We start from the raw sequence: 12,713 nt of genomic DNA, 5'->3' as shown, positions 1-12,713 counted from the left end.
GGGAAGCGTTGGGTCGGGGCGGCGCAAAGCCGCTTGAGGAACGGGAACACGACATGCGTTTTGCGAAACATCTTGCGGGCCTCGCGGCCGGTTTCACCTCGATGGGCCTCGCCGTCGCGGCCTTTGCCCAGGACGGGATTTCGGGCCTTGAGACGGTCGGCAAGCCCCATGCGGGCCTCACCGGTTTCCAGCCGGCAGCGACGGAGCTGGCGCGCGACCAGCAGTGGCTCGATCATGTGCTTCTGTGGCTCTGCATCGTCGTGGCGGCTTTCGTCATGGCGCTGCTGCTGATCGTGATCGTGCGCTACAACAGCCGCGCGAACCCGACACCTGCGCGCTTCACCCACAACACTCCCTTGGAAATCGTCTGGACGCTGGTTCCGGTGCTGATCCTCGTGGTTCTGGGCGCCAATTCGCTGCCGATCCTCTTCAAGCAGCAGGAAATCCCGGTTGCGGACGTGACGATCAAGGCCACCGGCAACCAGTGGTTCTGGTCCTATGAATATCCCGACGAAGGCGTGGCCTTCGACAGCTTCCTCCTCGACAAGACCGCACTTGCCGCCAATGGCTACAGCGAGGACGAATATCTGCTGGCCACCGACAATGCCGTCGTGGTGCCGGTCAACAAGACCGTCGTCGTCCAGGTCACCGCGAGCGACGTGATCCACTCGTGGACCGTCCCCGCTTTCGCGGTGAAGCAGGATGGCGTGCCGGGCCGGATCGCGGAATTGTGGTTCAAGGCCGAGAGGGAAGGCGTCTATTTCGGCCAGTGCTCGGAACTTTGCGGCAAGGATCATGCTTATATGCCGATCACCGTGAAGGTGGTGAGCGAGCAGGTCTACAATGACTGGCTCGCGCGGACCAAGACCGCCGACGCGGGCACTTCGGCGCCGCTCGCCGTCGCCTCGAACTGAGCCGCCGCACGGCCGATCCAAGTCGGGGCGCCGAAGGGCGCCCCTCGTCATCGGGAAAGACATGAGCGACTTCAGCGCCATCGACACGGGCAAGGAAGCGGGGGCGGGCGATTTCGTCCAGCTCCTGAAGCCGCGCGTAATGTCGCTTGTCGTCTTCACGGCGTTCGTCGGCCTGCTTGTCGCGCCCGTCCCGGTCCACCCGTTCGTCGCCTTCACCGCGATCCTCTTCATCGCGCTCGGCGGCGGGGCCTCGGGTGCCTTGAACATGTGGTACGATGCCGACATCGACCGCATCATGCGTCGCACCCAGAACCGTCCGGTGCCTGCGGGCCGCATCTCGGAAGGCGAGGCCCTAGGCTTTGGCTTGGCGCTGTCGCTCCTCTCCTGCCTGATGCTCGGGCTTGCGGCCAACTGGTTCGCGGGCGCGTTCCTGGCCTTCACCATCTTCTTCTATGTCGTGATCTACACGATGTGGCTGAAACGCTCGACGCCGCAGAACATCGTGATCGGCGGCGCGGCGGGGGCCTTCCCGCCGATGATCGGCTGGGCGGTCGCTACGGGCGGGGTCAGCCTCGAATCGGTCCTGATGTTTGCCCTCATCTTCATGTGGACGCCGCCGCATTTCTGGGCGCTGGCGCTTTTCATGAAGGACGACTATTCCAAGGCCGGCGTGCCGATGCTGACCGTGACGCACGGCCGCCCCGCGACCCGCAAACATATTCTGGTCTACACGCTCGCGCTTGCGCCCTTCGCGCTGGCGCTCGGCTTCACTTCGATCGGCGGGCCGGTCTATCTGGCGATATCCGTCGCTCTGAACCTCTGGTTCATCAAGGGAGCGGTCGGCATTTTCCGCCGTGACGAGACGCAGGCCGAGGCAGACAAATACAAGGCCGAGAAAGCCTTCTTCGCCTTCTCGCTCGCCTATCTCTTCCTGCATTTCGGCGCGCTTCTGATCGAGAAGAGCCTTGCCGCCTTCGGCATGGGGGGCTGGTAATGGCCATTCAGGTAGAGCACGAGTTGCACCGCCGCCGACTGGGCCGGAACATGGCGCTCGGGCTCGCACTCGGGGCGTTCGTGCTACTGGTCTTCGTCCTCACCATCGTGAAGGTCTCGCGTCAGGATGAGCATGGCAACCCGCCCGGGATGGCCTCTACCATGGAGCAGGGTCAATGAGCGCACGGCCCGGTCAGAATGGCCGCCTCGCGCTGATGCTCTTGGGCATCGTGGCGACCATGGTCAGCCTCAGCTTTGCAGCCGTACCCTTCTATTCCTGGTTCTGCCGGGTCACGGGCTTTGCCGGAACCCCGCAGACCGCCGCGACATCGACCGGCGAAATCCTGGATCAGACGATCACCGTCCGCTTCGACGCCAATACCGGCGACGGCATGCCGTGGGAATTCAAGCCGGTCGTCAACCAGATGGAAGTGCGTATCGGCGAACAGGGCATGGCCTTCTACGAGGCCTACAACCCGACCGACCGCGTGATCGCCGGGACCGCTTCCTACAATGTCGCGCCCGACATCGCCGGGGCTTACTTCACCAAGATCCAGTGTTTCTGTTTCACCGAACAGGTGCTGAAGCCGCATGAACGGGTGCAGATGCCGGTCGTGTTCTTCGTCGATCCGGAGATTACCCGCGACACCGACACGATGCAGGTGAAACATATCACCCTGTCCTACACATTCTTCGAAACTGAACTGCCGGATGCGCAGGCGAGCCTTTCGCCCGGCGCAAAGGCTCCCTATAACTGAGAAAACCGAGGCCCAAACAGGGTAACCGACATGGCGCATGCAAAGAACCACGACTACCACATTCTGAAACCTTCGATCTGGCCGCTTCTGGGCGCGGTCGGCGGCTTCATCATGCTGTTCGGGGCGGTGCTCTGGATGCACGGGATCACGCCCTGGATGTTCCTCATCGGGCTGGCGCTCGTCGCCTACGTGATGTTCGGCTGGTGGTCGGACGTGGTGCATGAGGGCAATACCGGCGATCACACGCCGGTCGTCCGCATCGGCCTGCGCTACGGCTTCATCCTGTTCATCATGTCCGAGGTCATGTTCTTCTCGGCCTGGTTCTGGACCTTCTTCAAGCATGCGCTTTATCCGATGGGGCCGATGAGCCCGGCGGTCGATGGCGTCTGGCCGCCGGAGGGGATCACGGTCTTCGACCCCTGGCACCTGCCGCTGATCAACACGCTGATCCTGCTGTGTTCCGGTGCCGCCGCGACCTGGGCGCACCATGCGATGGCGCATGAGAACAACCGCAAGGACATGATCAACGGCCTTCTGCTGGCGGTCGCGCTCGGCGCGCTCTTCACCTTCTTCCAGGCGTACGAATACAGCCATGCCGCCTTCGGTTTCGCGGGCAACATCTATGGCGCCTCGTTCTTCATGGCGACGGGCTTCCATGGCGCGCATGTGATCATCGGGACGATCTTCCTTCTGGTCTGCATGTTCCGCGCGATGAAGGGCCATTTCACCCCCGAACAGCATGTCGGCTTCGAGGCTGCCGCCTGGTACTGGCACTTCGTCGATGTGGTCTGGCTCTTCCTCTTCGCCGCGATCTACATCTGGGGCAGCCACGGTGCCGTGGTCGGCGGCTGACGCCGGGTGCGACAAGAAAGCAGGCGCGGGGGCATTCCCCCGCGCTTTTTCTTTGAAGGTACACGATGCGGCGTCTGGCTTTTCCCCTGATCCTCGGACTTGTCGGTGTGGCGATCCTGCTGTCGCTGGGCACATGGCAGCTCAGGCGGCTGGCTTGGAAAGAGACGGTCATCGCCGATATCGAGGCGCGGATCACCGCAAGCCCGGTCGAACTGCCGCCCGCCCCGGCGCTCGACCCCGAACGCGACCGCTACCTGCCGGTCAGGGTCACCGGCCGCACGACCGGCGATGAAGTCCGCGTCCTGTCCGGCAAGAAGGACATAGGTGGCGGCTATGAGATCATCGCGACCTTCGAGACCGAAGATGGCCGCCGCATTCTTCTCGACCGCGGTTTCGTGCCCGAGGCGGGTCGTGACGCGTCGCGTCCGCCTGTTGCGCTCGCCGTGACCGGTAACCTTCACTGGCCCGCCGAGGCAGACGGCTACACGCCCGCGCCCGATCCGGCGAACCGCCTGTGGTTCGCCCGCGATGTCGCGACCATGTCGGAAAACCTGAAAACCGAACCCGTTCTTGTCGTCCTGAGGACGGCAGAGGGCGACGCGCAGTCTATTGTCCCCGTGCCGGTCGACACGAGCGGTATCCCGAACGATCACCTCAATTATGCGATCACCTGGTTTTCGCTGGCGGGAGTGTGGGTGGCGATGAGCGGATACCTGATCTGGCGCACGGCGCGGACAAGGGATATTGGGCAAACGAAGGCCTGAGGAGAGACGATGCGCTACATTTCCACACGCGGCACGGCGCCGGTCCTGAACTTCGGCGAGGCGATGCTGACCGGCCTTGCCCGCGACGGCGGGCTTTATGTGCCGGAAAACGTGCCGACCCTCAGCCATGCCGAGATCGCGGCACTTGCGGGTCGGTCCTACGAGGAGGCGGCCTTCCGGGTGATGCGGCCCTTCGTGGGCGATGCCTTCAGCGATGACGAATTCCGCACAGCCATCGCCAAGGCCTACGACGGTTTCGGCCATGCCGCCCGCGCGCCGCTGGTGCAGCTGGCGCCCAACCACTTCCTGCTGGAGCTGTTCCACGGGCCGACGCTGGCCTTCAAGGACTTCGCCATGCAGCTTATCGGCCAGCTGTTCCAGATCGCGCTGGCGCGGGAAGGCCGCCGCATCTCGATCGTCGGTGCGACCTCCGGCGACACGGGGTCGGCGGCGATCGAGGCTTTCCGTGGCCTCGACAATGTCGATGTCTTCATCCTTTACCCCCACGGACGCGTTTCGGAAGTTCAGCGCCGCCAGATGACCACGCCGTCAGAGGCCAATGTCCATGCGCTCGCCCTCGACGGCACGTTCGACGATTGCCAGAGCCGCCTGAAGGACATGTTCAACGACTTCACCTTCCGCGATGAGGTGGGGCTTGCGGGCGTGAATTCGATCAACTGGGCGCGGGTGCTGGCGCAGGTCGTCTATTATTTCACCTCCGCCGTCTCGCTCGGCGCGCCGCATCGCCAGGTCAGCTTCACCGTGCCCACCGGCAATTTCGGCGACATCTATGCGGGCTTCATCGCCAAACGCATGGGCCTGCCGATCGACAAGCTGGTGGTCGCCACCAACCAGAACGACATCCTGCACCGCTGCCTGACCGGCGGGCGCTATCAGATGGGCGAGGTTCGCCCCTCGATCAGCCCGTCGATGGATATCCAGATATCCTCGAACTTCGAACGCGCGCTTTTCGACGCTTATGGCCGTGACGGCAAGGCCGTGGCGCAGCTGATGGAGGAGCTGAAGACAACGGGCGGTTTCGCCGTCAGTCAGGGCGCGCTTCGGGCCTTGCGCGCCACCTTCGCCTCGGGCCGGGTGTCCGAGGAGGAGACCTCGGCCGCGATCCGTGCCGAGCGCGCGGCCTCGGGCGAACTGCTTTGCCCGCATTCGGCGATTGGCGTAAAGGTGGCCAACGACCATCTTGGCCCGACACCCATGATCACGCTCGCCACTGCGCACCCCGCAAAATTCCCTGACGCCGTCGAGGCAGCGACCGGCACCCGCCCCGGTTTGCCCGCGCGCATGGCCGACCTCTTCGACCGGCCGGAACGTCTGACGCGGGTGACAAACGACCTTGGCGCACTGGAAGCCCTTGTCCGGGAAAGACGCCGCCGTTGAGAACCGACCTCACCACGCTTCCAAACGGGCTTCGCATCGTGTCCGAGGCGATGCCCGGCCTTGCCTCCGCCGCCGTCGGCCTTTGGGTCACGGCCGGGGGGCGGCATGAACGGCCCGAGCAGAACGGCATCGCTCATTTCCTTGAACATATGGCCTTCAAGGGCACCGAGCGGCGCAGCGCCCTGCAGATCGCCGAGGAAATCGAGGATGTGGGCGGCTATATCAACGCCTATACCTCGCGTGAAATGACGGCCTTCTATGCCCGCGTGCTGGAAGCGGACGTGGGCCTTGCCGTCGATGTGATCGCCGACATCGTGCTGAACCCCGCCTTCGACAGGAAGGAAATCGAGGTCGAGCGCCATGTGATCCTGCAGGAAATCGGCCAGGCGCTCGATACGCCCGACGACATCATCTTCGACTGGCTGCAGGAAGCTGCCTACCCCGATCAGGCGATGGGCCGCACGATCCTCGGCCCCGCCGAGCGGGTGCAAGCCTTTGGTCGAAAGGATTTCCGCACCTTCGTCGCCGCGCATTACGGGCCGGAGCGGATGATCCTCTCGGCGGCAGGCGCGGTCGATCACGCGGCGCTCGTCAGGCTGGCCGAAGAGAAATTCGGCCATCTCGCCGCGAAGCCCGGGCCTCATCCCGAACCGGCACGCTGGCAGGGCGGCGAGCGCCATGAGATCAAGGATCTCGAGCAGGTCCATTTCGCCATGGGTTTCCGCGGCCCCGCTTACCGCGATGCCGATGCCCATACCGCGCAGGTCTATTCCATGGCGCTTGGCGGCGGCATGTCCTCGCGCCTGTTCCAGAAGCTGCGCGAGGAGCGGGGGCTCTGCTACTCGATCTATGCCCAGGCCGGAAGCTATGACGACACCGGCATGATCACGCTTTACGCGGGTACCTCGGCTGAAGAGATCGGCGATCTTGCGATGCTGACGATGGACGAGTTGAAGCGCGCGGCCGCTGACATGAGCGAAGCGGAAGTGGCGCGGGCCAAGGCGCAGCTGAAGGCGGGTCTGCTGATGGGGCTTGAGAGCCCTTCGTCGCGCGCCGAACGGATGGCGCGCTATCTGGCGATCTGGGGAAGGGTGCCGGGCCTTGAAGAGGCGACGGCCGAGATCGACGGGGTGACGACGGCAGATGTGCGCGCCTTCGGCGAACGGCTTGCGAGCGGGGCGGAGGCTGCGCTGGCGCTTTACGGGCCGGTCGCGGGCGCGCCCGGGCTTGAACCCTTGCGCGAGAGGCTCGGGCAAGGATGAGCTTCCTGCGCCGCCGCCCGAGGCTCGAGACCGAGCGGCTGACGCTGCGCCTGCCGCAGCATTCCGACTATCGCGGCTGGGCCGCGCTGCGCGAGGCGAGCCGCGATTTCCTCAGCCCCTGGGACCCGGTCTGGGCCGCCGACGCCTTGTCGCGCAAGGCTTTCACCAACCGCGTCTACTGGGCAGCGCGGGCCGAGGCCGCGGGGACGGCTGTGCCGCTTCTCCTCGTCCGCCGCGCCGACGAGGCGCTGGTGGGCGGTGTGACGCTCGACAATATCCGTCGCGGCCCGGCGCAGGCAGGCACGCTTGGCTATTGGGTGGGCGCCCCACATGCGCGGAAGGGATACATGCGCGAGGCGCTGGAGGCGGTCGTGCACTACGCCTTCACCGATCTTGATCTCTCGCGGCTGGAAGCGGGTTGCCTGCCGGAAAACACCGCCTCGCGCGGCGTGCTGGAAAAGGTGGGTTTCAAGTACGAGGGCGTGGCGCAAAGCTATCTGCAGATCAACGGCCGCTGGCGCAATCACGTGCTTTACGCCAATCTGAGGGCGGACCGGCGCGGGCGCACCTACGCCGGTTGATCTTTCCCGGGCCAAGGCCGGGGGCGCTGCCCCCGGACCCCCGAGGTATTTGGACCAAGATGAAAGAGGATCATGACGGTCTGGATTGCACTTCTCAGGGCGGTAAATGTCTCGGGCGTGAACCGGTTGCCGATGGAGGAATTTCGCGCGCTTCTGGGGGTGATGGGACTGGAGGGCGCGAAGACCTATATCCAGAGCGGCAATGCGGTCTTCCGGTCCGAGAAGAGCGCGGGCGCGTTGCAGGCGCTGATCGCCGACAATGTGTTCAAGCGCTTCGGTTTCCGCCCGCCGGTGCTGATGCGGACGCTGGCCGAGATGGAGGCCGCCCATCGTGGCTGCCCGTTCAAGGGCGAGCCGGGCGAGAAGGTCTTCTTTCATTTCATGGAGCGCGAATTGCCCCGCGCCACCGGCGATTTCCTGAAATCGCTCGCGACGGTGGAGGAGCGGTACGCGTTTCAGGGCAAGGTCCTTTGGCTGCATCTGCCGGGCGGGGCGGGGCGGTCGAAGCTTGCCGACAGGGTCGGGCGGCTTCCCGTCGATATGACGGCGCGCAATCTCAAGACCGTCGAGGCGCTGATGGCCATGGCGCGGAAGCTGGAGGCGGCATGACGCTCAATCCCGCCGATCAGGCCTTCGCGGCGCGACTTGAGGCTGCCCTGCCCGAAGGCGTCATTGGCCCGGTCGAGCCGCGCTATCTGGCGGAGGCGCGGGGGCGGGTGACGGGGATCGGCGGATGCCTGGCGCGGCCCCGGATGACCAGCGAGGTTGCCACGATCGTCCGCGCCTGCGCGGAGGCGCGGGTCGGCATCGTGCCCTATGGCGGCGGCACCGGGCTGGTCCTCGGGCAGGTGATGGCCGAGGGGCCCGCGCCGCTGATCCTGTCGCCCGAGCGGATGAACCGGGTGCGCGCGGTCCATGCGGCGGAAGGGGTTCTGGTGGCCGAGGCGGGCGCGATCCTCGCCGAGGTGCAGAAGGCGGCCGAGGCCGAGGGCAGGCTCTTCCCGCTGGCGCTCGCCTCGCAGGGCTCGGCCCGGATCGGCGGCCTGCTGTCTACCAATGCGGGCGGGGTGAACGTTCTGCGCTACGGCAGCGCCCGCGACCTCTGCCTCGGGATCGAGGCGGTGCTGCCCGACGGGTCGGTCCTGAGTGAACTGAAGCGCCTCAGGAAGGACAATACCGGCTACGATATCCGCAACCTTCTGATCGGCGCCGAAGGTACGCTGGGCGTGATCACGGCGGCGAGCCTCAAGCTCTTCCCGCCTGCCGCCGCCACCGGCACGGCGATCTTCACCGTTGCCTCGCCCGCCGCCGCACTCTCGCTCCTCGCCCGCGCCCAGAGCCGCCTTGCCGGCGGGGTGACGGCGTTCGAACTGATCGCGGGCCAGGGCCTCGCCTTCCTGGACGAGGTGATGCCGGAGGTCCGCCAGCCCTTCGCCACCCGCCCCGACTGGATGGTGCTGATCGAGGCGGGCCTGCCCGGCGGCCTCGACCCGACCGACGCCCTTGGTGCGCTCTACACCGCTGCCGAGGCCGAGGGTCTCGTCAGCGACGGGGTGATCGCGCGCGGCGCGGCGCAGTCCCGGGATTTCTGGCGCCTGCGCGAGGCCTTGCCCGAGGCGAACCGCAAGATCGGTGCCGTGGCCTCGCACGATATCTCTCTGCCGCTGTCGGAAATCCCCACCTTCCTCGACGAAGGCCCCGCGCTCATCGCGCCCTTCGGCCCCTTCCGCATCCATGCCTTCGGCCATCTCGGCGACGGCAACCTGCATTTCAACATCTTCCCGCCGAAGGGCGAGAAACGCGACAACTACCTGACCCGGACATCCGCGATCCAGCGCGCCGTCCATGACCGGGTCGCGGCACTCGGCGGCTCCTTCAGCGCCGAACACGGGGTGGGGCGGCTCAAGACATCCGATCTCGAACGCTACGCCGAGCCTGCGAAACTCGCGGCGATGCGCGCCATCAAGCAGGCGCTCGACCCTCAGGGCATCATGAACCCCGGGGCGGTCCTGACGCGCTGATCCTGCGTCTCACTTTCTGTCTTCAAATACTCCGGAGGGGTCCGGGGAGGCAGAGCCTCCCCGGCGGGTCGACGCCGAAGGCGGCGAAATCACGCCCCCTCGAATTCGCACAGGACATGGACGGACATGCCCAGCCGCTCCAAGCGCTTTCGCCCGCCAAGCTCCGGCAAATCAACCACGAAGGCGCAGCCGACGACCGAGGCGCCGAGCCGCTCGACCAGCCTGATCCCGGCCTCCGCCGTGCCGCCGGTGGCCAGAAGATCGTCGACGATCAGCACCTTCTCGCCCGGCTGCAGCGCATCTTCATGGATCTCCATGATCGCCTCGCCATATTCGAGCTTGTAGGATTGGGAAATCGTCTGGCCCGGCAGCTTGCCCTTCTTGCGGATCGGCACGAAGCCCACCGTCAGCTGATGCGCGATCGCGCCGCCCAAGATGAAGCCCCGCGCCTCGAGCCCCACGACCTTGTCGATACGTTCGCCCGCATAAGGGTGCAGAAGCTGGTCGATCGCCATCCGGAAGCCGCGCGCATCGGCGAAAAGCGTTGTCACATCGCGGAACATGATCCCCTCATGGGGAAAGTCGGCGATGGTGCGGATATAGTCCTTGACCGTTTTCTTCATCTCTCCCCCGAGGCACCGAACGCCTTTCGGTAGCACGGCGCCGGACGGTCGCAAAGCGTCATTGCCGGGCCTGTCAGTGGAACGCGCTTCTGAGCGCTCCGGTCAATGTTGCGTCGGCACCCATCGCCTCAAGCCGGTCGACAGAGAGGGCGAGAGGGGCCCAGCAGGCGCGAACGGCATGGGCAAGACCCTCCGGCTGTAGCTGCAGCGCCTGCGTTGCGGCATCTAGGGAAAACTGGAAAGACAGCGATGTGCCGGCCAGTTCATCGCGGCAGTCGGCGTCGAGCTCCGGCGCGATCTCTTGCAGGTAATATGCGGAAAGCTCCGGCGCGGCAAAGGTGCCGAATTCGCTCTCACGGGCATCGCCGATCAGGCTTGGCGGCAGCAGACCGGCCCAGTTGACCCGCGCGCCGGTCGTAAGGTCGTATGTGTGATAGCGGGCAAAACTGTCGGGATGCGCTGCACCGGCACAATAGAAATCATGGCTCTCGGACAGGCTCAGAAAGCGCGGGCCGGTGAACGCCACCGATATGAACCGTGCCCAGTCCGACCCCGTCCTGGCCCGGCAGTCGGCGCTCGCCTCGAGCGCCTCGGCGTCGACCCGTGCCAGATCGGCATTGATCGACAGGGCTACCGCATCGGAGCCCACCAGTCGCGGAAGCGCGTCGAAGGCCGGAGCCAGTTCGGCGCCGGGAAGAAGGACGAGCCTGTCCCTGGCGGACAGCATGCCGGGGACGGCGGCCGCGAGAAGGAGGCAGGTCAGGACCTGCGGCGAAGACAGATTGATCGGGAAAGGCATGATCAGGACCACAAGGCGGGTTTGGTTATCATCAGCCAGAAGATCGCCGTCAGCGCCAGGAAGGCGGGCCAGCCGAGCGCGAACCAGATGCGGTAGAGGCGTCGGGCTTCGGCGGGCAGCGCCGTGTCTTCGGTCAGGGCGCGGGCAGCAAGGTCGCGGATGCGGATCTGCAGGTGGACGACCGGCGCCCAACAGGCGAAGGCCATGAGATAGAGCGCATAGGTGACCAGCAGCCAGGGCTCGGTCAGTGACCAGCCCTGCAGATGGATGAGCCATAGACCGGTCAGCGGCTGGACGATCCCGGCGGACGTGGTGAAGAGCCAGTCGGCTATCACCACCGCGGAGGCAGTGGCGTGGATCGCTTGCGTCCGGCCAGAACGCATCACCCAGACCATCTGGAAAGCCGTGCCGATCCCCGTGCCGAAAAGCACGGTCGAGGACAGGATATGCAGCCATTTTGCCAGGAAATAGGGTTCCATCAACGCTCCTCGCTCAGCGCCAGGTGGGTGAGGATCAGCGCCAGCACCGGCAGGTTCTTCAAGAGTTCGCCGAACGGCGCAACCCACAGGGCGGGCGCGATCAGCGTCAGCCCGACCGTATAGCCGAAGACCAGCGCCAGCTGTGCAAGGGCGGTGCGCCGGGGCGCGATATTGCGCATGAGGAGGGCGGCGAGGATCAGGTCGGCCACGCCCCCCGCCCTTGCGGAGAGAAACAGCAGGGGTTCTGGCAGGCCATGGAGTGCCGCTGGGAAGTCCGCAACGGGCAGGAAAAGGCCAAGGAGGCCCGAGACGAGCCACATCAGCGCCAGGGTCAGCCGGATCAGCGGTTTCAAGAGGTAGAGCCGCGCCTGCCAGAGATCCTGGGTCCCTGCCGGGCGGCGGCTCAGGAAGCGGCTGACAGGCGCGGGCCGGACCCCGATCCGCGCCAGAAGCGGCGCGGGATCGGCCAGCACGCCGGTCGCCAGTTGATCGACGGCGGTTGCCGAGAAGGGGCCGAGCCGAAGAAAGTCTCCGATCCGCCCGATTGGGCGGGCGAGGAGCAGCGGCAGGCGCAAGGCGGGGGCGGGCGGGAGGCCAAGCCAGCGGCGTATCTCGGCGGACAGCTCGGTCTGGCTGAGCACCTCGGGGCCTCCGATCTCCCAGGCACCACCGGCCGGGCCGGGGCCGGGCGGGGCGGAGAGGCAGGCGAGGATCACCCGGGCCAGATCCTCGGCATGGATCGGGTTGAACCGCTCCTCTCCCGTACCGACCACCAGCCTGCGGACGGGCAGCGCGGCTGAGGCCCGCAGCGCCGAAGAGCCGCCGTAGGATGTTTCGGCCAGCACGAGGCCCGCGCGCAGGACGGTCGCGCCCGCCGCCAGCGCCACCCGCTCGCCCTCGCGCCTCCACCGGGCAAAGGGCGTAGCGGCCTCGATCCCGACCGCGGACAGAAGAACCGCCTGCCCGCCATCCATCGCGGCGAGGGCGGCGGCGGGCGCGCGCACATGGACGGCCTCGAACACACGGGCGTTGCCGGTCAGAAGACCTGCTGCATTGACCAGATGCACCCCACCCTGAAGATGGCGGCGCCAGAAGGCCGGATCGTGGGTCGCGGGATCGCTCAGGTCGGCCGCGACCGTCTTGAACCCCATCGCGGCCAGCCGGTCGGTGCGCCGCGCCGAAGCGATGACCTCGTGGCCAGCCTGACGCAGGGCGAAAGCGATATGGCGGCCGATGAACCCGTCGGCACCCAGCAAGAGAACCTGCATG

General features: G+C 66.2%; 15 protein-coding genes. 11 read left to right on the top strand and 4 right to left on the bottom strand.

The genetic code is table 11. The annotated features are described in order from the left end of the window. Window positions 1-53: 53 nt before the first annotated feature. The 11 genes from coxB (at window position 54) to P0645_RS05335 (ending at window position 9,543) form a co-directional block, all read left to right on the top strand. Entirely contained in the window at window positions 54-914 is an 861-nt protein-coding gene (coxB, locus tag P0645_RS05385; protein ID WP_284163550.1) for a cytochrome c oxidase subunit II, read from the top strand. 61 nt (window positions 915-975) lie between these two features. Then, complete coding sequence (cyoE, locus tag P0645_RS05380) at window positions 976-1,908, top strand: heme o synthase (RefSeq protein WP_284163549.1); 933 nt, start codon at window positions 976-978, stop codon at window positions 1,906-1,908. After that, the gene (locus tag P0645_RS05375; protein ID WP_284163548.1) at window positions 1,908-2,087 is read left to right on the top strand and encodes a cytochrome c oxidase system small membrane protein; all 180 of its coding nucleotides are present in this window, start codon (window positions 1,908-1,910) and stop codon (window positions 2,085-2,087) included. Before cyoE ends, P0645_RS05375 begins: the two co-directional genes overlap by 1 nt. Beyond that, a complete protein-coding gene (locus P0645_RS05370) occupies window positions 2,084-2,665 on the top strand; it encodes a cytochrome c oxidase assembly protein (RefSeq protein ID WP_284163547.1) in 582 nt (193 codons plus the stop codon). The genes P0645_RS05375 and P0645_RS05370 overlap by 4 nt, the downstream gene beginning before the upstream one ends. 30 nt (window positions 2,666-2,695) lie before the next feature. Then, window positions 2,696-3,517 (top strand): cytochrome c oxidase subunit 3, encoded by an 822-nt coding sequence (locus tag P0645_RS05365; RefSeq protein WP_284163546.1) that lies wholly within the window; start codon window positions 2,696-2,698, stop codon window positions 3,515-3,517. A 65-nt stretch (window positions 3,518-3,582) separates the two neighbouring features. Then, a complete protein-coding gene (locus tag P0645_RS05360) occupies window positions 3,583-4,281 on the top strand; it encodes an SURF1 family protein (protein ID WP_284163545.1) in 699 nt (232 codons plus the stop codon). 9 nt (window positions 4,282-4,290) lie between these two features. Then, the gene (thrC, locus tag P0645_RS05355) at window positions 4,291-5,679 is read left to right on the top strand and encodes a threonine synthase (protein ID WP_284163544.1); all 1,389 of its coding nucleotides are present in this window, start codon (window positions 4,291-4,293) and stop codon (window positions 5,677-5,679) included. Next, on the top strand, window positions 5,676-6,941 hold the full coding sequence (locus tag P0645_RS05350) for a M16 family metallopeptidase (protein WP_284163543.1): 1,266 nt from the start codon (window positions 5,676-5,678) through the stop codon (window positions 6,939-6,941). The genes thrC and P0645_RS05350 overlap by 4 nt, the downstream gene beginning before the upstream one ends. Then, window positions 6,938-7,522, top strand: coding sequence for a GNAT family N-acetyltransferase (locus P0645_RS05345; RefSeq protein WP_284163542.1), 585 nt, complete (start codon window positions 6,938-6,940; stop codon window positions 7,520-7,522). The genes P0645_RS05350 and P0645_RS05345 overlap by 4 nt, the downstream gene beginning before the upstream one ends. Before the next feature lie 72 nt (window positions 7,523-7,594). After that, on the top strand, window positions 7,595-8,131 hold the full coding sequence (locus P0645_RS05340) for a DUF1697 domain-containing protein (RefSeq protein ID WP_284163541.1): 537 nt from the start codon (window positions 7,595-7,597) through the stop codon (window positions 8,129-8,131). Then, window positions 8,128-9,543 (top strand): FAD-binding oxidoreductase, encoded by a 1,416-nt coding sequence (locus P0645_RS05335; protein WP_284163540.1) that lies wholly within the window; start codon window positions 8,128-8,130, stop codon window positions 9,541-9,543. Before P0645_RS05340 ends, P0645_RS05335 begins: the two co-directional genes overlap by 4 nt. Window positions 9,544-9,632: 89 nt before the next feature. On the opposite strand, the gene P0645_RS05330 is transcribed toward P0645_RS05335, so the two are convergent. From P0645_RS05330 to P0645_RS05315, 4 genes are all read right to left on the bottom strand, one after another. Then, the gene (locus P0645_RS05330) at window positions 9,633-10,166 is read right to left on the bottom strand and encodes an adenine phosphoribosyltransferase (RefSeq protein ID WP_284163539.1); all 534 of its coding nucleotides are present in this window, start codon (window positions 10,164-10,166) and stop codon (window positions 9,633-9,635) included. A gap of 73 nt (window positions 10,167-10,239) precedes the next feature. Continuing rightward, a complete protein-coding gene (locus P0645_RS05325) occupies window positions 10,240-10,965 on the bottom strand; it encodes a hypothetical protein (RefSeq protein ID WP_284163538.1) in 726 nt (241 codons plus the stop codon). A 2-nt stretch (window positions 10,966-10,967) separates the two neighbouring features. Next, window positions 10,968-11,444 carry a DUF2269 family protein gene (locus tag P0645_RS05320; protein WP_284163537.1) on the bottom strand — a complete coding sequence of 159 codons (477 nt, stop codon included), beginning with the start codon at window positions 11,442-11,444 and terminating at the stop codon, window positions 10,968-10,970. Continuing rightward, complete coding sequence (locus P0645_RS05315) at window positions 11,444-12,712, bottom strand: SDR family oxidoreductase (protein ID WP_284163536.1); 1,269 nt, start codon at window positions 12,710-12,712, stop codon at window positions 11,444-11,446. Before P0645_RS05315 ends, P0645_RS05320 begins: the two co-directional genes overlap by 1 nt. Window position 12,713: the final 1 nt, after the last annotated feature.

Origin of the sequence: Frigidibacter sp. SD6-1 (assembly GCF_030143255.1) — a bacterium.
GTDB lineage: Bacteria > Pseudomonadota > Alphaproteobacteria > Rhodobacterales > Rhodobacteraceae > TMP-24.
The sequence above is the reverse complement of the archived record's forward strand: the minus strand, read 5'-3'. Positions and strand labels throughout refer to the sequence as shown.